Origin of the sequence: Bradyrhizobium sp. HKCCYLS2038, from assembly GCF_051167655.1 — a bacterium.
Taxonomy (GTDB): Bacteria; Pseudomonadota; Alphaproteobacteria; order Rhizobiales; family Xanthobacteraceae; genus Bradyrhizobium.
On sequence record NZ_JBNPTM010000008.1, the window covers coordinates 114303 to 136683 of the forward strand.

The following is a 22381-nucleotide window of genomic DNA, read 5'->3' on the forward strand; positions in this document are numbered from 1 at the left end:
TCGGCCGATCCGGGCGTTGGCGCCTTCAGGCCGCCATGCTCCGGCGATCTTAAGGATAGGCAGGGGGAACATGCTTGCGGGAGTTGGCACCGCCGTTGCGTTGGGGTAGAAGCCCCTCGCATTGGACACGGGTTAAGCCCGCTTGCCGCCTCAGCTTCTTGACGCCGGTCTGTCCCGACCTATTTCGCACACTGACGGTTCAATCACCTCGGAACGCCCTATGCCGATTACCGATCTGGTCGCACCCGAGGCGATCCTGCCGGCTTTGAAGGTCATCAGTAAGAAGCAGGCACTGCAGGAGCTGGCCGCGCGAGCGGCGGCGCTGACCGGGCAGAACGAGCGCAACGTGTTCGAGGTCCTGCTGCAGCGGGAAAAGCTCGGAACCACCGCAGTCGGTTACGGCGTCGCAATTCCCCATGGCAAGCTGCCGAAGCTGGAGAAGCTGTTCGGTCTGTTTGCGAGGCTCGAGCGGCCGATCGATTTCGAGGCGATGGACGGCCAGCCGGTCGATCTGGTGTTCCTGCTCCTGGCCCCCGAAGGCGCCGGTGCCGACCATCTGAAGGCGCTGGCGCGAATCGCCCGCCTGTTGCGTGACCAGGACGTCGCCAAGAAGCTCCGGGCGTCGCGCGATGCACAGGCGATCTATTCGGTGCTGGCGCTGCCGCCGGCGTCCGCGGCCTGAGCAGGCTCTCCCGTTCCGTCTAACGCAATCGTCGCAGCATGTAGCGCACCGTCTTGGTGCCGCCATGGATCTCACTCGTCCCGACCGGCTCGAAGCCGAGCGCTGCGTGAAATGCGTCCGACTGCGGATTGGGCGGAGCCAGATTGATCTCGCAGACGATGCGGTCGTGTCCGGCCGCACTCGCTGCGCGAATCAGCTGCTCATAGAGCTGCCGCGCCAGGCCACGGCCGCGGACGGCCCGGGCCACCACGATGCGATCGACATACACGAAGCGGTCGTAGCGGCCGCGGAACCAGCGATGATTCGGGTTGTCGTAGGGCGCGGTCTCATCGAGCGCGATCATCAGCGCATCTGCTCCGCCCGTCCGCCAGGCGAAACGCGAGAGATCCAGCAGGTGCGTCAAGGTGTCTGGCATGAGCCATGACAGCTCGGATGCGTGCGCATTGTTGAGCGCGAGCAGTGAGGCCGCGAGCGCCGTGTCCGTTCGCAGGTCGGCGGCGCTGAGCGCCGTGAGCAGCGAGGTCATGCAGTGATCGCCTCGACATGAAAAAAAAGGGCCGTCCCCTTGTCCGGGGGACCGCCCTCGTATCATCGCATGAGCCGGATGGCTCTCATAAGGCGCGTATCTCACGAGAAGCCGTCACGCGAGCGTCACGGCTTCGTTCGTGGGTCAGTGCACGCTCACGGCCTGAAGCTCCTGGCTCCATGCGTTCGCGATCGCGGCTTCACGGCTGTCGGTGAGCATGATCGGCGTGCCATCGGCGGCATGCAGCGCGAACAGCTTCAATCCCGGCGCGATGCGCGGGGCCTGCGGAAACAGGTCCGGCACGTCTTCGGAGCGGATCTGCTTCACATAAGCGATATGACCCTCGCCCAGGGTGGCCAGCGCCTCCAGGGAGAGGCTGGATTCCGACGCAACATTACCCTCAGTCATGGTCTCGACTCCTTCTGAGACTCAAGCGGTCGAGTCCGCTACTCGTTCCATCAAACCATTATTCGTGTTCATTGATAGCGATTGTCTTAACGATCCGCTCAGGCTCGGGCCTGGCCAGATCGACCGACAACAACCCGTTCTTCAGGTCCGCTCCCAGCACATGCATTCCCTCCGCCAGCACGAAAGTGCGCTGGAAGTGGCGCGCGGCGATGCCGCGATGAATGTATTGCCGGGTTTTGTCGTCCTGCTGGCGACCGCGGATGACGAGCTGGTTTTCCTCAATGGTGACATCGAGTTGGTCACGGGTGAAACCCGCCACCGCCAGCGTGATCCGAAGACGCTCGGGCTGGCCATTGGTGCGCTCGAACCGCTCGATATTATACGGCGGGTAACCGTCGGCACCTTTGACGACGCGGTCGAGCACGCGCTCGATCTCGTCGAAGCCCAGCAGGAACGGACTGGAGAGCGAAGGAATACGAGACATGGTTTACAAAGTCCTCTCGAAGCGACTTTGATGTATCAGGGCCCTGACGGCACCCCTTGGTCGGCAATATGGGCATGATGCCTGACGCGTTCAAGCGCCGGGAACACGGAGAGTGGCGGGGCTGTGGACGCCGTCAGAGCGCCAGGCGCTGGCGGCCATCGGCCGAGAACAGATGCAGCTTGGCGCGCGGCGCCACCGCGCGGATCCGGGTCCCGATGTCCGGGCTCGCGACGCCCGGAAGCCGCACGATGACGTCATTGGCCGTGGCCGAGAGGCTGTCATTGTTGCCGACATCCTGACGAGCGCCATAGACGAAGGTCTCGGCCCCGACATGCTCGATGGCATCGATCCTGAGGTCGAGGCCGATGCCGCCCGCCGGCACGGTGTCGCCGAGCTCGAAGTCCTCGGGACGAATGCCGAGATGGCCCGCATCGGCTGGAACCGCCTCGCCGCCGTGCAACTGCGAGCGGACGCCGTCGATCGGCATCAGGTTCATCGGCGGCGCGCCGATGAACGAGGCGACGAAGGTGGTCGCCGGCCGCTGGTAGATCTCGAGCGGGTTGCCGATCTGCTCGACCTTGCCGCCGTTCATCACCACGAGAACATCCGCGAGCGTCATCGCCTCGAGCTGGTCGTGAGTGACGTAGATCGCCGTGGTGTTGAGTCGGCGCTGCAGCTTGCGGATCTCGACCCGCATCGCGATGCGCAGCTTGGCGTCGAGGTTCGACAGCGGTTCGTCGAACAGGAACACTTTCGGCTGGCGCACGATGGCGCGGCCCATCGCGACACGCTGGCGCTGGCCGCCGGAGAGCTGGCGCGGCTTCCGCTGCAGCATGGTGCCGAGCTCGAGGATACGCGCGGCATCCTCGACGCGGGTCTTGATGTCGCTCTCGGCCACGCCGCGATTGCGCAGGCCATAGGCCATGTTGTTGTACACGGTCATGTGCGGGTACAGCGCGTAGTTCTGGAACACCATCGCGATGTCGCGATCCGCCGGCTCGATCGCGTTGACGATGCGGCCGCCGATGTCGATCTCGCCCGACGAGATCGTCTCCAGCCCGGCCACCATCCGCAGCAGCGTGGACTTGCCGCAGCCGGAAGGCCCGACCAGCACGCAGAACTGGCCGTCGCCGACCTCGACGTCGATGCCCTTGATGGCCTCGAAGCCGCCGGGATAGATCTTGCGGACGTTGCGGAGGGTGACGTTGGCCATGGGTGGTTACCTAGCGAATGGCGAATAGGGAGTAGCGAAAAGGGGAGGAGAGAGCGGAAGTTCAGGCGGTATCGCGACTCTATTCGCTATTCGCGATTCCCTACTCGCCCTTCTCACTTTTCCGTCTCCACGAGGCCCTTCACGAACAGCCGCTGCATGAAGATGACGACCGCGACCGGCGGCAGCATCGCCAGCACGGCGGTGGCCATCGCGAGCTGCCATTCGGCGAGCTCGTCGGTCGTCGTCAGCATCTTCTTGATGCCGATCACGATCGTCTGCATCGAGTCCTTGGTGGTGATCAGCAGCGGCCAGAGATACTGGTTCCAGCCGTAGATGAACTGAATGACGAACAGGGCCGCGACGGTCGTCATCGACAGCGGTAGCAGTGTGTCCCAGAAGAACCGCAGCGGCCCGGCGCCATCGATCCGCGACGCCTCCAGCAACTCATCGGGGATGGTCATGAAGAACTGGCGGAACAGCAGCGTGCCGGTCGCCGAAGCGATCAGCGGCAGCACCAGCCCGGCATAGGTGTCGAGCATGTGCAGATCGGCGACCACCTTGTAGGTCGGATAGATGCGGACCTCGACCGGCAGCATCAGGGTGATGAAGATGATCCAGAACGCGGTCTTTCGGAACGGAAAGCGGAAATAGACGATCGCGAACGCCGACAGGATCGAGATCAGGATCTTGCCGATCGCAATGCCGATCGCGGAGATGAAGGAGTTGACGAGCAGCACGCCGACCGGCTGATTCATGAAGCGCGAGCCGCCGACGAACACGGCGCGGTAGTAGTTCTCCAGCATGCGGCCGCCGGGGACCAGCGGGAGATTGCCGCTGACGACGGTCGCCGCGTCATAGGTCGACGCAATGAAGGCGACGTAGACCGGGAAGGCGAAGATCAGCACGCCGAGCGAGAGCACGACGTAGGCGACGAGGTCCCGCAGCGGGCGATGCTCGACCATCAGTACTGCACCTTGCGCTCGACGTAGCGGAACTGGACCGCGGTCAGCGCGATGACGATCACCATCAGCACCACCGATTGAGCGGCCGAGCCGCCGAGATCGCCGCCGAGCCGGCCGTCGGCGAACACCTTGTAGACCATGGTCGTGGTCGAACCGGCCGGCCCGCCTGCGGTCACCGCGTCGATGATGCCGAACGTCTCGAAGAACACGTAGACGATGTTGACGACCAGCAGGAAGAACGTGGTCGGCGACAGCAGCGGGAAGATGATGGTCCAGAACCGCCGCAGGGGGCCTGCGCCGTCGATCGCGCCGGCCTCGATCACGCTCTTCGGGATCGCCTGCAGACCGGCGAGGAAGAACAGGAAGTTGTAGGCGACCTGCTTCCAGACCGCGGCCATCACCACCAGCACCATCGCATGAGTGCCGTCGAGCATCGGATTCCAGTTGAAGCCCATCACGCGCAGCGGGCGGGCGAGCGTGCCCAGTGTCGGATGGAAGATGAAGAACCACAACACGCCCGCGATCGCCGGCGCCACGGCATAGGGCCAGATCATCAGCGTCTTGTAGGCCGAGGCGCCCTTGAGGTTCTTGTCAGCCTGGGTCGCGAACAGCAGCGCGACGCCGAGCGAGAACACCGTGACCAGGGACGAGAACACGATCGTCGTGCCGATCGCGGTGTAGTATTCCGGTTGGGCAAACAGCGCCTGATAGTTCTCGAGCCCGACGAACTCCGAATTCAGGCCGAAGGCGTCCTCGCGCAGGAAGGACTGCCAGATCGCCTGGCTGGCCGGCCAATAGAAGAAGATCAGCGTGATCGCGAGCTGCGGCGCCAGCAGCAGGTAAGGCAGCAGCTTGCCGTTGAAGACGACTGACTTTTCCATGGAGCGCGCCGCGAGAGGAACGGATGCAAGGCTTCCCCTCCGGAAGGAGGGGAAGCCCCGAGGAAGGCCTTACTTGACGGCCTTACTTGGCCGTTTTCTCGAAGGTGCGCAACATCGCGTTGCCGCGGGCGACGGCGGCATCGAGCGCTTCCTTGGCCGTCTTCTTGCCGGCCAGCGCCGCCTCGATCTCCTCCGACCAGACGTCGCGCATCTGCACCATGTTGCCGAAGCGCAGGCCGCGCGAGTTCTCGGTCGGCTCCTTGTTGGTGAGCTCCTTCAGCGGCGTCTGCAAGGTCGGGTTCTTCTCGTAGAAGCCATCCGCCTTGGTCTTCTCATAGGCCGCCTTGGTGATCGGCAGGTAGCCGGATTCCTGGTGCAGCTTGGCCTGGCGGTTGGTGTCGGACAGGAAGGTGAAGAACTTGGCGACGCCCTTGTACTCATCGGCCGTCTTGCCGCCCATCACCCACAGCGAGGCGCCGCCGATGATCGAGTTCTGCGGCGCGCCCTGGGCGTCCGGATAGTACGGCATCGGCGCCGAAGTGAAGTCGAACTTCGCGGTGTTCTTGGCGGTGGCGTAGTAGCCCGACGAGGTCAGGAAGATCGCGCATTCGCCGGAGCCGAAGCGGCCTTCGCTGGCGCTGCCGCGGCCGGAATAGTCGTAGGTCTTGTCCTTCTGCAGCTCGACGAGGTTCTGCAAGTGCTTGACGTGCAGCGGGCTGTTGAACTCCAGCACGGTGTCGAAGCCGTCGAGGCCGTTGGCCTTGGTGCCGATCGGCACGTTGTGCCAGGCCGAGAACTGCTCGATGTTTGCCCACGACGCCCAGGCGTTTGAGAAGCCGCAGGTGTCGTGACCGGCCGCCTTCAGCTTCTTGGCCGCCTCGAACACCTCCGGCCAGGTCTTCGGGATCTCGGCGACGCCGGCCTTCTTCAGCTCGTCCTTGTTGATCCACATCACCATCGACGACGAGTTGAACGGGAACGACAGCATGTCGCCCTTCGACGTCGAGTAGTAGCCGGTGATCGCCGGCAGATAGGCCTTCGGATCGAACGGCTCGCCAGCGTCCTTCATCAGCTCATAGACCGGCTTGATCGCGCCCTTGGCGCTCATCATCGTCGCGGTGCCGACCTCGAACACCTGCATGATGTGCGGCGCAGTGCCGGCGCGGAACGCGGCGATGCCGGCATTCATCGTGTCCGGATAGGCGCCCTTGAAGGTCGGCACGACCTTGTAGTCGCTCTGCGACGCGTTGAACTCTTCGGCGAGCTTGTTGACGATGTCGTTGTTGCCGCCGGTCATGGCGTGCCACCACTGGATTTCAGTCACTGCGTGTGCAGGCGACGCAGCGAAACCGAAGGTCGCGGAAACCAGAGCGGCAGCAGCAAATTGTCGAAGTGACATCAAGAAAGTCCTCCCGGGAAAGTCATCGTCGTTGCGGCCGTTACCAGCGCCAGATGACGGTTATGTGAATGTATAGACGTATGAACTCGAGCGCGAAAGCCATGATGGCTGCGTCGGACAAACGCGGTAAATCAAGCGCTCCGTCGCTGCGCTGCGAAGGTGCAGCGCGGCGGCGGAGCGAACAGCGAGCTAATCAGCGCGTGCGTTCCTTGCAGACAGTTCCTGCTGCGAGCAGCGCGTCGATCTCGCTCTCCGAGTAGCCGAACTCGCCGAGGACGTCGCGCGCATGCTCGCTGAACATCGGCGGGGTCGAGCGTAGGCTCGGCTTGGTGCGTTCGAGCCGGATCGGCGAGGCGACGCCCTTGTACCAGTCCTTCTCGATGATATCGCCGCGATGGATCGTGTGCGGATGGGTCAGGGCCTGGTCGATCTTCTGCACCGGCCCCGCCGGGAGGCCTGCGGCGAGCAGGCGGTCGCACAGCGGCTCGGCCTCGAACTGGCTGAACACCGCGGCGAGCTCGACGCGCAGCGCCTCGCGATTGGCGACGCGGTCCTTGTTGCGGGCGAAGCGCGGATCGGTACCAAGTTCCGGCCGGCCGATCTCGCGCGCGAGCTTGCGGAACGTGCCGTCATTGCCGACGCCGATGAAGATATCGTCGGTTTTGGTCGGGAAGATCGCGTAGGGAACGAGGTTCGGATGCTCGTTGCCGGTGAGCTGTGGCGGCTTGCCATGCATGAAATAGTTCGCGGTGTGCGGATGCATGATGGCGAGGCCGGTCTCGTACAGCGTCACTTCGAGGAACTGGCCTTGCCCTGAGCGCTGCCGTTCCGACAGCGCCATCAGGATGCCGATCGCGGCGTAGAGCCCGGTGGTGATGTCGACCAGCGGTACGCCAATCCGCATCGGTCCGCTCTGGGGCGAGCCGGTCGCCGCGATCATGCCGGTCATCGCCTGAATGATCGCGTCATAACCGGGATTGCCGCCGCGCGGCCCGTCGGCGCCGAAGCCGCAGATCCGGCAATGCACGAGCTCGGGGAATTTCTCGCGCAGCGTGTCGCTGCCGATGCCCCACTTCTCGAGGGTGCCGGGCTTGAAGTTCTCGACCAGCACGTCGGCCGTTTCGAGCATCTTCAGCAGCACCGCGCGGCCGCCTTCGGAGGCGAGGTCGACGCCGATCGAACGCTTGTTGCGGTTGATCCCGACGAAATAGGCCGCGTCCTCGTCGTGGAACGGAGGGCCCCAATCGCGCACCTCGTCGCCGGCCGGTGGCTCGACCTTGATCACGTCGGCGCCGTGGTCGGCGAGGATCTGCGTGCAATAGGGGCCGCCGAGCACGCGCGTCAGGTCGATCACGCGCAGGCCGGCCATTGCGCCGGGAGCAAAGGGAAGGGTCATCTGGGAGGTCGCGAGGTTGTTGTGAACTCGCGGTCATTAAGCATTGCTACAGCGCTGGCGCAAACGAGCTTGCGCGAATGCTGCCCGCGCGAAAACACCGCGGCTGCGCTGCGGCAGAGCGCGAGTGCGACCCTGCCGCGTCGCGGAATTCAGATCAGACGACGGTCAGCTTGACGTCGACATTGTTGCGCGTCGCGTTCGAATAGGGGCACACCTCGTGCGCCTTGGCGACCAGCGCCTCGGCGTCGGCCTTGGCGAGGCCCGGCAGCGACACGGCGAGCTCGACCGTGATGCCGAAGCCGCCTTCCGAGCGCGGACCGATGCCGACCGTCGACGTCACCGACGCGTCGGCGGGGACCTTCGGGCCGCCCTGCGAGCCCACGAACTTCATTGCGCCGATGAAGCAGGCGGCGTAGCCGGCCGCGAACAGCTGCTCGGGATTGTTGCCGGCGCCACCGCCGCCACCGAGTTCCTTCGGGGTGGAGAGCTTGACCTTCAGCGAGCCGTCGAGGGTCGCGGCTTCGCCGTCACGGCCGCCGGTGGCCTTGGCGCTGGTCTTGTAGAGCACGTTCACGGACATGGTGTTTCTCCCGGTTAGTGGATGAATTCAGTGCGGCTATGTTGCATACAATTTGATTGTGCACAATAGAATTGTTCGGTAGATTATCCGTGATCGGCCCCCCGGCGTCATTGCCGATCGCGAAGGCCCGGCCCAAAGATGCCGATCAGGATCGATCCGTGGTGACCTCGATGCGAAAGAAATTGGCGGCGGATGTGCCGCTCCAGCTCGGCAATCAGCTCTGCTTCGCCGTCTACTCGACCGCCCATGCCTTCAACCGCGTCTACAAGCCGCTGCTGGACCGGCTCGGCCTGACCTATCCGCAATATCTGGTCATGCTGGTGCTGTGGGAGCAGGATGGGCTGTCCGTGAAGGAGATCGGCGAACGGCTGTTCCTCGATTCCGGCACGCTGACGCCGCTCCTGAAGCGGATGGAGACCGCGCATCTGGTCAAGCGCGCGCGCTCGGCCGAGGACGAACGTCAGGTGCTGGTCAGGCTGACAGGGCAGGGCGCAGCACTGCGGGAGAAAGCGCGCACGATCGTGCCGCCGGCCATCCTCGACGCCACCGGCTGCTCGATCGCGGAACTGGCCGACCTGCACGGCAAGCTGGTGCGGCTCCGGGAGCGGCTGGATGCGGCGGTCCGGTGAGGGGCTCAAGCCGGACCGAGCAGGCGCTTCTTCGAGAAGGCCCGGCCGGAATGTGATTTCAGATAGGTCTCGAACGCCAGCGCGCGCTGCTTGTCCGGAAAGGCGCAGTACCAGACGAGGACCCACGGCTTGAACTTGGATGTGTGGGCCGAGCGGCCCGCGTTGTGTTCCTTGAGACGCAGCCTAATGTCGGCGGTTGCGCCGATGTATTCCTGGTCCGGAAATGCGACGCTGCGGATGATGTAGACGTACCACATGCGAAGGTGCTCGCCGCGAGGAAGCGCAGGCCTGCATTGTGTGGCGGGAAAGGGAAATTGTCAGCGCGGCTGTGTCGGCGGCAGGGGCATGCTGGCTGGTGGCGTCAGGCTTGGGAAGGAATTCGTTCCTGAGCAGTCCGGCTTCGCCAAGGGGCTTCGCGGGACACCACGCTTCGCCCTTCAGGCTCCATCGTGGCTGCGCCACGCGTAGCCCGAAGGGCGAAGCGTGGTGGAGCCAGGCGGGATCGAACCGCCGACCTCTTGCATGCCATGCAAGCGCTCTCCCAGCTGAGCTATGGCCCCTGAACCGAACCGGCGGTCTGGGCGACCGCCGGGGAGCACCGTGAACCACAGTTCGCGGCTGATCTCAAGTGGCTTCGACGATTATTCTTCGTCGCCGCCGACATCACCGATGATGTCGGTGACATCCTCGTCGCCTTCTTCCTCGTCGGCGATGAAGGTGGAGTCGTCATCCTCGTCGTCGTCGAGCGTCTCGTCGATCTCGATGTCGTCTTCCGTCTCGGGGACGACAGCCTTGACCTTGCCGCTGTTCTCCTCGGCATCGGCCTCCTCGAGCGACACCTCCTCGACCTCGGCCGGTGCGTTCGCGGTGTCCTGCGCCGCGGCGGCGCGGGCGGCTTCGCCACGCATCGCGCGGGTCGGCGCAACCGGCGCGATCGGCACGACCTCGCCGGTGTAGGGCGAAATCACCGGGTTCTTGTTGAGGTCATAGAACTTTTTGCCCGTGGTCGGGCAAATGCGTTTGGTTCCGAGCTCGGATTTGGCCACGTGCAGGCGTCCTGGCAATGTCTGAAAAGCGGTGTCTCACTTGGCTAGTTGCCGCGCCGCTGTCAATAGCGCTGTCAACGGGAAAATCACCGCTCGTGACGGCGGGCAGGGGCTGTGATACCTGCCGCCTCCGTAACCCGAGGACCCCGCCGTGAGCACGTCAGCCGCCCCGACCCCACTCGAATCTCGCGCCTCCGGCCCGCTTTCGGGCACGATTCGCGTGCCCGGCGACAAGTCGATCTCGCACCGGGCCCTGATCCTCGGTGCGCTGTCGGTCGGCGAGACCCGGATCTCCGGCCTTCTCGAAGGCGAGGACGTCCTCAACACGGCGAAATCGATGCGCACCTTGGGTGCGAAGGTCGAACGGACAGGCGAATTCGCGTGGACGGTGAACGGCGTCGGCGTCGGCGGGTTCGCCCAGCCGACGGCGACGCTCGACTTCGGCAACTCCGGCACCGGCTGCCGGCTGGTGATGGGCGCGGTCGCCGGCTGTCCGATCAGCGCGGTGTTCGACGGCGATGCTTCGCTGCGCAGCCGCCCGATGCGCCGCATCCTCGATCCGCTGGCCCTGATGGGCGCCAAGGTGACCGCCAGCGCCGAGGGCGGCAAGCTTCCGTTAACGCTTCAGGGCGCCAGCAACCCGGTTCCGATCGAGTACCGCACGCCGGTGGCCTCGGCCCAGATCAAGTCGGCCGTGCTGCTGGCCGGCCTCGCCGCGCCCGGCGTCACCACCGTGATCGAGCAGGAGGCGAGCCGCGATCACACCGAGCTGATGCTCAAGCATTTCGGCGCCGAGATCGTCACCACCCGGGAGGGATCGCATGGCCGGCGCATCGCGCTGACCGGCCAGCCGGAGCTGCGCGGCGCGCCGGTGATCGTGCCGGCCGACCCGTCATCGGCCGCCTTTCCGCTGGTCGCTGCGCTGATCGTCGACGGCTCGGACCTCGTGCTGTCCGACGTCATGACCAATCCGCTGCGCACCGGCCTGTTTACGACCCTGCGCGAGATGGGCGCCTCGATCGAGGAGGACGATGTGCGCGGCGATGCTGGCGAGCCGATGGCCCGGCTGCGCGTGCGCGCCTCGAAGCTCAAGGGCGTCGTGGTGCCACCGGAGCGCGCGCCGTCAATGATCGACGAATATCTCGTGCTTGCGGTCGCCGCCGCCTATGCCGAGGGCACCACCGTGATGCGCGGTCTGCACGAGCTGCGCGTCAAGGAGTCCGACCGGCTGGAAGCCACCGCGGCGATGCTGCGTGTCAACGGCGTCAAGGTCGAGATCACCGGAGACGACCTGATCGTCGAGGGCCGCGGCCACGTGCCCGGCGGCGGCATCGTCGCCACCCACATGGACCACCGCATCGCGATGTCCGCGCTGGTGATGGGGCTGGCCTCCGACAAGCCGGTCAAGGTCGACGACACCGCCTTCATCGCCACCAGCTTCCCGGACTTCATCCCGCTGATGCGCAGGGCGGGCGCGGATTTCGCATGATCATCGCCATCGACGGCCCGGCGGCTTCGGGCAAGGGCACCATGGCCAAGCGGCTGGCCGCGCACTATGGCTTCAGGCATCTGGATACGGGTGTCATCTACCGCGCGGTCGCACATGCGCTGCTGACCGCAGGCATCGACCTGACGGACGAGGCGCGGGCGGCCGAGGTCGCGATGACGCTGGATCCAGCGACGTTCGATAATCCGGCGCTGAGGTCGCACCAGGTCGGGTCGGCAGCCTCGGTGGTATCAGCGCTGCCGAAGGTCCGCGAGGCCCTGGTCGCCTTCCAACGCCAGTTTGCCAGCCAGCCGCCGGGTGCCGTGCTGGACGGCCGTGACATCGGAACCGTGATCTGCCCGGACGCGGAGGTGAAGATCTACGTCGTCGCCGATCCCAGAATCCGCGCGCACCGGCGAACCCTGGAAGCCCAGGCGCGCGGGGAACCGGCCGACGAGGCGGCCATTCTCGCCGACATCCTGGCGCGCGATGAGCGCGACCAGAACCGGGCCGTTGCTCCCTTGAAACAAGCCCCGGATGCTACCTTGCTTGATAACTCTCATTTGGATATAGAGAGCGGCGTCCGGGCCGCCATCGACATCGTCGAGGCCGTTCGAGCGGGCCGTCAGCGGGCTTGATTTCCGCTGATGTCATTTGGAGGAACCGCCCGCTCCCGCCCTTGACCGTCGATAGCTCGATTGCGGTTCAATCGGGTCTGATCAGCCGGACGAAACTTCATACGTTACGCACGTCACACGTGTCGCATGTGCAGGCATTGCCGGCCCGCGTCGTTTGCGCCTTTTGGCGCTGACAGCGCGGATGTCTGGGGATTTGTGGACCTCCAGGCACTGCCCATCCGATGCGCCGATCAACCCCAAGCTGGCGAGAATGTCCGCATCTGGAGAACCAATGGCTTCGAGTATCTCTGCTAATTCCTACAATCCCAGCCGCGATGATTTCGCCGCGATGCTGGACGAGTCCTTCACGAAGGGCAACCTTCAGGAAAGCTCCGTCGTCAAGGGCAAGGTCGTTGCGATCGAGAAGGACATGGCCGTCATCGACGTCGGCCTGAAGACCGAAGGCCGCGTGGCGCTGCGTGAGTTCGCCGGGCCCGGCCGTGACAATGAGATCAAGGTCGGCGACGAGGTCGAAGTGTTCCTCGACCGCATCGAGAACGCGCTCGGCGAAGCGGTGCTGTCGCGCGATAAGGCGCGCCGCGAAGAGAGCTGGGGCAAGCTCGAGAAGGCGTTTCAGAACAACGAGAAGGTCAACGGCGTCATCTTCAACCAAGTCAAGGGTGGCTTCACCGTCGACCTGGACGGCGCAGTCGCCTTCCTGCCGCGCTCGCAGGTCGACATCCGTCCGATCCGCGACGTCGCGCCGCTGATGAACAACTCGCAGCCGTTCCAGATCCTCAAGATGGACCGTCGCCGCGGCAACATCGTCGTGTCGCGCCGCACCGTGCTGGAAGAGACCCGCGCCGAGCAGCGCCAGGAGCTGGTGCAGAACCTCGAAGAGGGTCAGGTGATCGACGGCGTCGTCAAGAACATCACCGATTACGGTGCGTTCGTCGACCTCGGCGGCATCGACGGCCTGCTGCACGTCACCGATATCGCGTGGCGCCGCGTCAACCATCCGACCGAGGTGCTTTCGATCGGTCAGACCGTCAAGGTCAAGATCATCAAGATCAACCACGAGACGCACCGCATCTCGCTGGGCATGAAGCAGCTCCTGGACGATCCGTGGCAGGGCATCGAGGCGAAGTACCCGCTGCAGGCTCGCTTCCATGGCCGTGTCACCAACATCACCGACTACGGTGCGTTCGTCGAGCTCGAGCCGGGCATCGAAGGCCTGATCCACGTCTCCGAGATGTCGTGGACCAAGAAGAACATGCACCCCGGCAAGATCGTGTCGACCTCGCAGGAGGTCGAAGTGCAGGTGCTCGAGGTCGACAGCGTCAAGCGCCGCATCTCGCTCGGCCTCAAGCAGACCATGCGTAATCCGTGGGAGGTCTTCGTCGAGAAGCATCCGACGGGTTCGACCGTCGAGGGCGAGGTCAAGAACAAGACCGAGTTCGGTCTGTTCCTGGGTCTCGAAGGCGACGTCGACGGCATGGTCCACCTCTCGGATCTCGACTGGAAGCAGCCCGGCGAGCAGGTCATCGACAACTACAAGAAGGGCGACATGGTCAAGGCCGTGGTGCTCGACGTCGACGTGGAGAAGGAGCGCATCTCGCTCGGCATCAAGCAGCTCGAAGGCGACCCCTTCGCCGAGCCGGGCGATGTCAAGAAGGGTGCGGTCGTCACCTGCGAAGTGCTCGACGTCAAGGACGGCGGCATCGACGTCAAGATCGTCGGCACCGACTTCTCGACCTTCATCAAGCGCTCCGAGCTGGCGCGCGATCGCAACGACCAGCGCTCCGAGCGGTTCGCCGTCGGTGAGAAGGTCGATGCCCGCGTGATCCAGTTCGACAAGAAGGCCCGCAAGGTCCAGGTGTCGATCAAGGCGCTGGAAGTCGCGGAAGAGAAGGAAGCCATCGCGCAGTACGGCTCGTCCGATTCGGGAGCGACGCTGGGCGACATCCTGGGCACCGCGCTCAAGAACCGCGACTCGAAGTAAGCCTTCGACATCGCGTGACGAGATCAAAGCCCCGGCCTCGGCCGGGGCTTTTTTTGCGAGCTGGGGTTTCAGCACGCTCCGTCTCCGGCCGGGTGGCGATTTGGCGGCTTCGTGGCGAGCCTTGCTTTCTTCAAATTGCGCCGCGATTGATGTAATCGGATAACGAGATATTCAGGCTGCGGATGCAAAACGCGCCGAGACCTCCAGGAGCTTCCCATGTCGCTTGATTCGGATGTGATCGTCGATCGCCGCAGGCTGCGCCGCAAGCTGACGTTCTGGCGGGTGGTCGCGGTCCTGATCGCGATTGCGGCGTTGTCGGCCATTGGTCTGGCGATGTCGCCGCGCGGCCGCACGGCGCTGTCGACCTCCGGCTCGATCGCCCGCGTCAACATCGAGGGGCTCATCCGCAGCGATCACGAGCGCGTGGAGGCGTTCGAACGCCTGGAGAACTCGTCGGCCGAGGCCGTCATCGTTCATATCAATTCTCCAGGCGGCACCACCGCCGGCTCCGAGCAGCTGTACGACTCGCTGGTGCGGCTGAAGGCCAAGAAGCCGCTCGTCGTCGTCGTCGAGGGCCTTGCCGCGTCCGGGGGCTATATCGGCGCCATCGCATCCGATCATATCGTCGCGCAGCAGAGCTCGCTGGTCGGCTCGATCGGCGTACTGTTCCAGTATCCCAATGTCAGCGAGCTGTTGAAGACCGTCGGCGTGAAGATCGAGGAGGTAAAGTCCTCGCCGCTCAAGGCCGCGCCGAACGGCTATGAGCCGACCAGCCCCGAGGCGCGCGCGGCGCTCGATGATCTCGTCAAGGATTCCTACGCGTGGTTCCGCGGTCTCGTGAAGAACCGCCGCGGCATGGACGACGCGCTGCTGGAGAAGGTCGCCGATGGCCGTGTCTTCACCGGCCGGCAGGCGGTCGAGCTGAAGCTGATCGATGAGCTCGGCGACGAGAAGACGGCGGTGGCCTGGCTCGTGGCCAACAAGAACGTCAAGAAGGACCTTCCGGTGCGCGACTACAAGTTGGAGCCGCGCTTCAGTGATCTCACCTTCCTGCGCACCGCCACGTCGATCGTCCTCGATGCGGTGGGCCTCTCCGGCCTCGCGCGTCAGCTGGAGCGGACGGGCGTCGTCCAGGCCGTCGATCGGATCGGGCTCGACGGCATGCTGGCGCTCTGGCAGCCGGCGACGAGACCTTGAAACCCGCCAAGACCATCGTGAGGACGAGTTTCCCGTTTTGCGTGTGCCGGAATGACGGACGGTGCCGCCTCAGGGAGGCTTTTCTTGACGTCCGTGAATGATTTAGCGTCTTGACAGTCCAGCATATTTTCACGGAAATGGGATCGTCTCCCCTGGTAAATTTTCTCGATGATCAAATCCGAGCTGGTTCAGCGTATCGCCGAGCACAACCCGCACCTCTACCAGCGGGATGTCGAGAACATCGTCAATGCGATCCTCGATGAGATCGTGGCCGCGCTCGCGCGGGGTGATCGGGTCGAGCTGCGCGGCTTCGGTGCCTTCTCTGTCAAGCACAGGCCGGCGCGCGCCGGCCGCAATCCGCGCACCGGCGCCCATGTGCCGGTCGATCAGAAGTCTGTCCCGTTCTTCAAGACGGGCAAGGAAATGCGCGAGCGGCTCAACCGGGACAATCCGGCCGGCGCTGGCGCCGACGATACGGACGAGTAACGCGTCTCGCGCCGGACGTCCCGGTCGTTGACCGGCTGATGTCCAGGCAACCCGGCCTGATCACAAGAGCGAACGCATGCGAAAATTCTTCACGGCCGTGATCGTCCTCCCGCTGCTGGTGCTGTTCGTCGTCTTCGCGGTCGCCAACCGGCATGACGTTACCGTATCATTTGATCCGTTCAATGCGGCCGATCCGGCGCTCGCCGTATCAATCCCGCTGTTCGCTCTGATCATCGCCGTGGCGATCCTTGGCGTGATCGCCGGCGGCTTCGCCACCTGGATCGGCCAGCGCCGCTGGCGCCGGGCCGCCCGGCGCCATCAGGCCGATGCCGAAGCCGCCCGGGCGCAAGTGGCCCAGCTCAGCGCCGCTGCGCGTGCGAGCCAGGGCCCGGGACAATCCCTGGTTCCGGCTGCGCCGGCCCGGCTTTTCGCCCCTTATGGGCGAGACAAGCAGGGCGCCGCGTTGTAGAAGGCGCGCACAGCCGGAGGGGCCTCGGAAGCCGCCGGCCGCTAGTGATCCTTTCCGCCCGGACGTGCGTTGTTCATCGATGTCCCTGCTCGTCAAAATCTGCGGTCTGACCACGCCCGACACCCTCGGTGCGGCGCTCGACGCGGGCGCCGACATGGTCGGGTTCGTGTTCTTCCCGCCGTCGCCGCGCCACGTCGGGCTGACCGCTGCGCGCGAGCTCGGACAGCAGGTGAAGGGACGCGCGATCAAGGTCGCGCTGACCGTCGATGCCGATGATGCGACCTTCGAAAACATCGTCGAGACCCTCCGTCCCGATCTCTTGCAGCTGCATGGCCGCGAGAGCGTCGCGCGCATCCGCGACCTCAAGCAGCGCTTCGGCCTGCCGATCATGAAGGCCATTCCGGTCGAGACCGCCGTCGACCTCGCGCCGCTGGCGGGCTACGCCGATGTCTGCGACCGCATCCTGTTCGATGCGCGGGCGCCGAAGAGCGCCACGCGCCCCGGCGGGCTTGGGGCCACCTTCGATTGGCATGTGCTGCAGGGGCTGAAGCTCGATCGGCCGTTCATGCTCTCGGGCGGCCTGAGCGCTGATAACGTTGCCGAGGCCGTGCGCATCTCACGCGCCGGCGGCGTCGACGTGTCCTCTGGCGTTGAGCGGGCGCCGGGTGTGAAGGATTGCGACATGATCCGGAATTTCATTCGTGCGGCACGGGCCGCTGAAGAGTTGAGCGTGCAATGACCACAGCCATTCCCAATTCCTACCGCAGCGGTCCGGATGACCGCGGTCATTTCGGCATTTTCGGCGGCCGCTTCGTCGCCGAAACCCTAATGCCGCTGATCCTCGATCTGGAGAAGGCCTATGCCGAGGCCAAGGCGGATCCGGCTTATCACGCCGAGATGAATGGCCACCTGAAGCACTACGTCGGCCGGCCCTCGCCGCTGTATTTCGCGGAGCGTCTCACCGAGCATCTCGGCGGCGCAAAGATCTACTTCAAGCGCGAGGAGCTGAATCACACCGGCTCGCACAAGGTCAACAACGTGCTCGGCCAGATCATGGTCGCGCGCCGCATGGGCAAGAAGCGCATCATCGCCGAGACCGGCGCCGGCCAGCACGGCGTGGCGACGGCGACGCTGTGCGCGCGCTTCGGGCTCGACTGCGTGGTCTATATGGGCGCTGTCGACGTCGAACGGCAGCAGCCGAACGTGATCCGCATGGAGATGCTCGGCGCCAAGGTGGTGCCGGTGCAATCCGGCGCCAAGACGCTCAAGGATGCAATGAACGAGGCGCTGCGTGACTGGGTCACCAACGTCCACAACACGTTCTACTGCATCGGCACCGTCGCCGGCCCGCATCCCTATCCGATGATGGTGCGCGATTTCCAGTCGGTGATCGGCCACGAGACGCGCACGCAGATGCAGGAGGCGGAAGGCCGGCTGCCTGACTCGCTGATCGCCTGCATCGGCGGCGGCTCCAACGCGATGGGCCTGTTTCATCCGTTCCTCGATGATCCCTCGGTCGAGATCTACGGCGTCGAAGCCGCCGGCCATGGTCTCACGCACCTGCACGCCGCCTCGATCGCTGGTGGCCGTCCCGGCGTGCTGCATGGCAACCGCACCTATCTGCTGATGAACGAGGATGGCCAGATCGACGAAGCGCATTCGATCTCGGCTGGCCTCGACTATCCCGGCATCGGTCCCGAGCATTCCTGGCTGCACGATGTCGGCCGCGTGAACTATCTCTCGGCGACCGACGAAGAGGCGCTCGCGGCGTTCCAGCTGCTGTCGCGTCTCGAAGGCATCATCCCGGCGCTGGAGCCGGCGCATGCGATCGCCAAGGTGATGGAGCTCGCCCCGAAGAAGCCGAAGGACCATCTGATGGTCGTCAACATGTCGGGCCGCGGCGACAAGGACGTTCCGCAGGTCGGCGATATCCTGCGAGGAAGGGCGAAGGCACAGTGACGACCCGAATGGATGCGCGCTTCGCGCAGTTGAAGCAGGAAGGCCGCTCGGCGTTCGTGACTTTCGTGATGGGCGGCGACCCCGATCCGGAGACGTCGCTCGCGATCGTCAAGGCGCTGCCGCAGGCAGGCGCAGACATCATCGAGATCGGCATGCCGTTCACCGATCCGATGGCCGATGGTCCGTCGATCCAGGCCGCCGGTCTACGCGCGCTGAAGGCGGGCATGACCTTGAAGAAGACGCTGCAGCTAGTGCGTAGCTTTCGCGAGAGCGACGCGGCCACGCCGATCGTGCTGATGGGCTACTACAACCCGATCTACATCTATGGCGTCGACAAGTTCCTCGACGATGCCAAGAGCGCCGGCGTCGACGGCCTGATCATCGTCGATCTGCCGCCGGAGGAAGACACCGAGCTGTGCATTCCGGCACTGAAGGCCGGGCTGAACTTCATCCGCCTGGCGACGCCGACGACCGATGACAAGCGGCTACCGGCGGTGCTCGCGAACACCTCCGGTTTTGTTTATTACGTGTCGATCACCGGCATCACCGGTGCTGCGGCGGCCGATTCATCGGCGGTGAGTGCCGCCGTCGCGCGCATCAAGCGCCACACCGCGCTGCCCGTCTGCGTCGGCTTCGGCATCCGGACACCGGAGACCGCCCGGTCGATTGCCGCCCATTCCGATGGCGCCGTGGTCGGCACCGCCCTGGTGGATGCCCTGCGCGCCAGTCTCGATGCCGAAGGCCGCGCCACCGCCAGGACCGTCAGCGCGGTCGCCGATCTGGCCGCTGCGCTTGCCCAGGGCGTGCGCGGGGCGCAACAGGCGGCGGAATAGATCGTCAACCACACCCCGATGAACGCCGCGCCCGGCTTGCCGTGACGCGGCCGTCCCGCCATATATGCCGGCGACCGCAAAACGGAGCTTCTCATGAACTGGCTTACCAACGTGGTCCGGCCGAAGATCCGCAACATCCTGCGCCGCGAGACGCCGGAAAACCTCTGGATCAAATGTCCGGACTCCGGACAGCTCGTGTTCTACAAGGATGTCGAGGCCAACCAGTTCGTCATCCCCGGCTCCAACTACCACATGCGCATGGGGGCGAGTGCGCGGCTCAAGTCGATGTTCGACAACGAGACCTGGTTTGACGTCGCGCTGCCCGACGTCACCGCTGATCCGCTGAAGTTCCGCGACGAGCGGCGCTATGCCGATCGCATCAAGGACGCGCGGGCACGCACCGGCATGAACGATGCCGTCAAGGTCGGCTTCGGCAAGCTCGAAGGCATGGGCGTGGTCATCGCCGTGCAGGATTTCGACTTCATGGGCGGCTCGCTCGGCATGGCCGCGGGCGAAGCCATCGTGCGCGGGCTCGAGCTGGCGCTGGAGAAGAAGTCGCCGTTCATCGTGTTCGCGGCCTCCGGCGGCGCCCGCATGCAGGAAGGCATCCTGTCGCTGATGCAGATGCCGCGCACCACGGTCGCGGTGCAGATGCTGCGCGAGGCCAAGCTGCCCTACATCGTCGTGCAGACCAATCCGACCACCGGCGGTGTCACCGCCTCCTACGCGATGCTCGGTGACGTCCACATCGCCGAGCCCGGCGCATTGATCGGCTTCGCCGGCCAGCGCGTGATCGAGCAGACCATCCGCGAGAAGCTGCCCGAGGGCTTCCAGCGCGCGGAGTACCTCCTCGACCATGGCATGGTCGACATGGTCGTGCATCGTCATGACCTGCGTCCGACGTTGGCGCGGCTGTGCCGGCTGCTGACCAAGACGCCGGTGGCCGAACAGGCCAAGCCCGCGCCGCAGCTGCCGCCGCCTGCCAAGCCCGCCGAGACGGCGGAAGCGCCGGCGGTCGCAACGAGCGCGTGAACGATTCCGCCGCCCAGCCAAGGCCCTCGGTCGACCAGCTGATCGCGCGGCTCTCTGCGCTGCATCCGAGCAAGATCTCGCTCGGGCTGGAGCGCATGCACCGGCTGCTGGCGCAGCTCGATCATCCCGAGCGCAAGCTGCCGCCGGTGATCCATGTCGCCGGCACCAACGGCAAGGGCTCCACGGTCGCCTATCTGCGCGCGATGCTGGAAGCTGCGGGGCTGCGCGTCCACGTCTTCACCTCGCCCTGGCTGGTGCGCATCAACGAGAGCTATCGCCTCGGCAAGGTCGGCGGCGGTGTTCTCGTCGACGATGATGAGCTCACTTCCGCGCTGCTGGAATGCGAGCGGGTGAACGCCGGCGCGCCGATCACGTTCTTCGAAGTCAAGACCGTCGCGGCGTTCCTGTTGTTCGCGAAGCATCCTGCTGACGTGATTCTGCTCGAAGTGGGCCTCGGCGGTCGGCTCGACTCCACCAACGTGATCGATCACGTCGCGGCATCGGTGCTGACACCGATCAGCATGGACCATATGGAATTCCTCGGCGACACCCGGGCGCTGATCGCGGCCGAGAAGGCGGCGATCATCAAGCGTGGCTGTCCGGTGATCTCGGCGGCGCAGGAGCCTGATGCGATGGCCGTGATCGAGCGCGAAGCCAAGCGTCAGCGCGCGCCGCTGTTCGCTGCCGGCGAGAGCTGGCACGTCAGCGTCGAGCGCAACCGGCTGGTCTATCAGGACGATCGTGGTCTGCTTGATCTTCCCGCACCAAAACTGTTCGGCCGGCATCAGTTCGACAATGCGGGCCTTGCCATTGCGACCTTGCGCGCGATCGATCAGTTCAAGCTTGGCACCAAGGCGTTCGAGGACGGCATCGTCAACGCCGAATGGCCGGCGCGCATGCAGCGGCTGTCGACTGGCGCGCTCACCGCCATCGCGCCGCATGGCGCGGAGATCTGGCTCGACGGCGGCCACAATGCCGAAGGCGGTCGCGTCGTTGCCGCGGCGATCGGCGATCTCGAAGAGCGCGTGTCGCGCCAGCTCGTCGTTATCGTCGGCATGATGGGCAACAAGGACGCCGCGGCCTTCCTTGCCAATTTCGCCGGGCTGACGCGTCACATCATCGTCGTGCCGATCCCGAACGAGGGCAAGGCGATGGCGCCGGCCGATCTCGCTGCGGCTGCACGTACGCTCGGCATGCGCGTCGAGATCGCCGACGGCGTGGCCTCCGCGCTCGCCGGCATCGCGCGGCTGGCCTATGAGGTGCCGCCGCGGATCCTCATCACCGGCTCGCTGTATCTCGCGGGCCACGTGCTCGACCTCAACGGCACGCCGCCGACCTGACAGGGACCTGCGCATGCGCTTCGCCGCGATCGCCGACATCCACGGCAATCATCTCGCGCTGGAGGCCGTGCTCGCCGACATCAGCGCGCAAGGCGTTGATGACATCGTTGATCTCGGCGACATGGCAAGCGGTCCGCTCGACGCGCGCAAGACCATGGACCTGCTGATGCCGCTCGACGCCGTGCATGTGCGCGGCAATCACGATCGGTGGCTGATCGATCGGCCGTTCGAGAAGATGGGCGCCTGGGAACGACCGGCCTTCCCGCAGCTCGAAGCCCGGCATCTCGACTGGCTGCGGACGATCCCGGCAACAGCGGTCTATCGCGATGAGGTGTTTCTCTGTCACGCGACGCCTCAGGACGACAACGTCTATTGGCTCGAAAACGTCGCGCCGGATGGCGCGATCACCTGCGCGCCGCTCGACCAAATCGAGAGCTTGGCTGCGGGTATTGCGCAGTCCCTGATCCTGTGCGGACATACGCATACTTCGCGCGCGGTGCGCCTGCGCGACGGTCGGCTGATCGTCAATCCCGGCAGCGTCGGCAGCCCCGGCTTTTCCTACAACGTGCCGCATCCGCATGTCGTGCAAGCCGGCACGCCGGATGCGCGCTACGCGATCCTGGAGCTGACGCCGGCCGGCTGGAGCGTGAGCTTCCGCCACGTGCCCTATGATCACAGCGCGATGGCCGACCTGGCGCGCGCCAATGGCGACGCGGAATTCGCATTGGCGCTGGCGACCGGCTGGATCCGCTGA

At 65.2% G+C, this 22381-nt stretch carries 25 protein-coding genes and 1 tRNA gene; 14 read left to right on the forward strand and 12 right to left on the reverse strand.

The window, feature by feature from the left end:
* Positions 1–220: 220 nt before the first annotated feature.
* Positions 221–682, forward strand: a complete 462-nt coding sequence (gene ptsN / locus ACQR1I_RS29840; protein ID WP_008962742.1) for a PTS IIA-like nitrogen regulatory protein PtsN — start codon at positions 221–223, stop codon at positions 680–682.
* A gap of 19 nt (positions 683–701) precedes the next feature.
* Here the strand turns inward: ptsN and ACQR1I_RS29845 are convergent, their stop codons facing one another.
* The 9 genes from ACQR1I_RS29845 to ACQR1I_RS29885 all read right to left on the reverse strand — a co-directional run bounded on the left by ACQR1I_RS29845 (position 702) and on the right by ACQR1I_RS29885 (position 8531).
* Entirely contained in the window at positions 702–1208 is a 507-nt protein-coding gene (locus ACQR1I_RS29845; RefSeq protein WP_434869661.1) for a GNAT family N-acetyltransferase, read from the reverse strand.
* A 144-nt stretch (positions 1209–1352) separates the two neighbouring features.
* Positions 1353–1616, reverse strand: a complete 264-nt coding sequence (locus ACQR1I_RS29850) for a DUF1150 family protein (RefSeq protein ID WP_434869662.1) — start codon at positions 1614–1616, stop codon at positions 1353–1355.
* Positions 1617–1674: 58 nt separating this feature from the next.
* The gene (locus ACQR1I_RS29855; RefSeq protein ID WP_434869663.1) at positions 1675–2100 is read right to left on the reverse strand and encodes an Hsp20 family protein; all 426 of its coding nucleotides are present in this window, start codon (positions 2098–2100) and stop codon (positions 1675–1677) included.
* A 133-nt stretch (positions 2101–2233) separates the two neighbouring features.
* Positions 2234–3313: a sn-glycerol-3-phosphate import ATP-binding protein UgpC gene (locus tag ACQR1I_RS29860; RefSeq protein WP_434869664.1), complete on the reverse strand. Its 1080-nt coding sequence runs from the start codon at positions 3311–3313 to the stop codon at positions 2234–2236.
* Positions 3314–3426: 113 nt separating this feature from the next.
* Positions 3427–4275: a sn-glycerol-3-phosphate ABC transporter permease UgpE gene (gene ugpE, locus ACQR1I_RS29865; protein ID WP_434869665.1), complete on the reverse strand. Its 849-nt coding sequence runs from the start codon at positions 4273–4275 to the stop codon at positions 3427–3429.
* Positions 4275–5156 carry a sn-glycerol-3-phosphate ABC transporter permease UgpA gene (gene ugpA, locus ACQR1I_RS29870; RefSeq protein ID WP_434869666.1) on the reverse strand — a complete coding sequence of 294 codons (882 nt, stop codon included), beginning with the start codon at positions 5154–5156 and terminating at the stop codon, positions 4275–4277. The genes ugpE and ugpA overlap by 1 nt, the downstream gene beginning before the upstream one ends.
* Before the next feature lie 82 nt (positions 5157–5238).
* The gene (ugpB, locus tag ACQR1I_RS29875; RefSeq protein ID WP_434869667.1) at positions 5239–6555 is read right to left on the reverse strand and encodes a sn-glycerol-3-phosphate ABC transporter substrate-binding protein UgpB; all 1317 of its coding nucleotides are present in this window, start codon (positions 6553–6555) and stop codon (positions 5239–5241) included.
* 193 nt (positions 6556–6748) lie between these two features.
* Positions 6749–7951, reverse strand: coding sequence for a CaiB/BaiF CoA transferase family protein (locus ACQR1I_RS29880; protein WP_434869668.1), 1203 nt, complete (start codon positions 7949–7951; stop codon positions 6749–6751).
* 154 nt (positions 7952–8105) lie between these two features.
* Complete coding sequence (locus tag ACQR1I_RS29885) at positions 8106–8531, reverse strand: organic hydroperoxide resistance protein (RefSeq protein ID WP_434869669.1); 426 nt, start codon at positions 8529–8531, stop codon at positions 8106–8108.
* A gap of 170 nt (positions 8532–8701) precedes the next feature.
* On the opposite strand from ACQR1I_RS29885, the gene ACQR1I_RS29890 reads away from it, so the two are divergent.
* The gene (locus ACQR1I_RS29890; protein WP_434869670.1) at positions 8702–9160 is read left to right on the forward strand and encodes a MarR family winged helix-turn-helix transcriptional regulator; all 459 of its coding nucleotides are present in this window, start codon (positions 8702–8704) and stop codon (positions 9158–9160) included.
* A 5-nt stretch (positions 9161–9165) separates the two neighbouring features.
* Here the strand turns inward: ACQR1I_RS29890 and ACQR1I_RS29895 are convergent, their stop codons facing one another.
* The 3 genes from ACQR1I_RS29895 to ACQR1I_RS29905 all read right to left on the reverse strand — a co-directional run bounded on the left by ACQR1I_RS29895 (position 9166) and on the right by ACQR1I_RS29905 (position 10206).
* Positions 9166–9417, reverse strand: a complete 252-nt coding sequence (locus ACQR1I_RS29895) for a GIY-YIG nuclease family protein (protein ID WP_434869671.1) — start codon at positions 9415–9417, stop codon at positions 9166–9168.
* A 227-nt stretch (positions 9418–9644) separates the two neighbouring features.
* Positions 9645–9720: transfer RNA gene (locus ACQR1I_RS29900), tRNA-Ala, on the reverse strand.
* A gap of 81 nt (positions 9721–9801) precedes the next feature.
* Positions 9802–10206: a TIGR02300 family protein gene (locus tag ACQR1I_RS29905; RefSeq protein ID WP_434869672.1), complete on the reverse strand. Its 405-nt coding sequence runs from the start codon at positions 10204–10206 to the stop codon at positions 9802–9804.
* 151 nt (positions 10207–10357) lie between these two features.
* On the opposite strand from ACQR1I_RS29905, the gene aroA reads away from it, so the two are divergent.
* From aroA to ACQR1I_RS29965, 12 genes are all read left to right on the forward strand, one after another.
* Complete coding sequence (gene aroA, locus ACQR1I_RS29910) at positions 10358–11695, forward strand: 3-phosphoshikimate 1-carboxyvinyltransferase (protein ID WP_434869673.1); 1338 nt, start codon at positions 10358–10360, stop codon at positions 11693–11695.
* Positions 11692–12330, forward strand: a complete 639-nt coding sequence (gene cmk, locus ACQR1I_RS29915; RefSeq protein WP_434869674.1) for a (d)CMP kinase — start codon at positions 11692–11694, stop codon at positions 12328–12330. Before aroA ends, cmk begins: the two co-directional genes overlap by 4 nt.
* 271 nt (positions 12331–12601) lie before the next feature.
* The gene (gene rpsA, locus ACQR1I_RS29920) at positions 12602–14311 is read left to right on the forward strand and encodes a 30S ribosomal protein S1 (RefSeq protein ID WP_434869675.1); all 1710 of its coding nucleotides are present in this window, start codon (positions 12602–12604) and stop codon (positions 14309–14311) included.
* 216 nt (positions 14312–14527) lie between these two features.
* On the forward strand, positions 14528–15508 hold the full coding sequence (gene sppA, locus ACQR1I_RS29925) for a signal peptide peptidase SppA (protein ID WP_434869676.1): 981 nt from the start codon (positions 14528–14530) through the stop codon (positions 15506–15508).
* Positions 15509–15676: 168 nt separating this feature from the next.
* Positions 15677–15994, forward strand: a complete 318-nt coding sequence (locus ACQR1I_RS29930) for an integration host factor subunit beta (RefSeq protein ID WP_434869677.1) — start codon at positions 15677–15679, stop codon at positions 15992–15994.
* A 76-nt stretch (positions 15995–16070) separates the two neighbouring features.
* Positions 16071–16463 (forward strand): lipopolysaccharide assembly protein LapA domain-containing protein, encoded by a 393-nt coding sequence (locus tag ACQR1I_RS29935; RefSeq protein WP_434869678.1) that lies wholly within the window; start codon positions 16071–16073, stop codon positions 16461–16463.
* A 79-nt stretch (positions 16464–16542) separates the two neighbouring features.
* A complete protein-coding gene (locus ACQR1I_RS29940) occupies positions 16543–17202 on the forward strand; it encodes a phosphoribosylanthranilate isomerase (protein ID WP_434869679.1) in 660 nt (219 codons plus the stop codon).
* Positions 17199–18422 (forward strand): tryptophan synthase subunit beta, encoded by a 1224-nt coding sequence (trpB, locus tag ACQR1I_RS29945; RefSeq protein WP_434869680.1) that lies wholly within the window; start codon positions 17199–17201, stop codon positions 18420–18422. Before ACQR1I_RS29940 ends, trpB begins: the two co-directional genes overlap by 4 nt.
* On the forward strand, positions 18419–19255 hold the full coding sequence (gene trpA, locus ACQR1I_RS29950; RefSeq protein ID WP_434869681.1) for a tryptophan synthase subunit alpha: 837 nt from the start codon (positions 18419–18421) through the stop codon (positions 19253–19255). Before trpB ends, trpA begins: the two co-directional genes overlap by 4 nt.
* Before the next feature lie 93 nt (positions 19256–19348).
* Positions 19349–20287, forward strand: a complete 939-nt coding sequence (gene accD, locus ACQR1I_RS29955) for an acetyl-CoA carboxylase, carboxyltransferase subunit beta (protein ID WP_434869682.1) — start codon at positions 19349–19351, stop codon at positions 20285–20287.
* Complete coding sequence (locus ACQR1I_RS29960; RefSeq protein ID WP_434869683.1) at positions 20284–21627, forward strand: bifunctional folylpolyglutamate synthase/dihydrofolate synthase; 1344 nt, start codon at positions 20284–20286, stop codon at positions 21625–21627. The genes accD and ACQR1I_RS29960 overlap by 4 nt, the downstream gene beginning before the upstream one ends.
* 13 nt (positions 21628–21640) lie before the next feature.
* Positions 21641–22381, forward strand: a complete 741-nt coding sequence (locus ACQR1I_RS29965) for a metallophosphoesterase family protein (protein WP_434869684.1) — start codon at positions 21641–21643, stop codon at positions 22379–22381.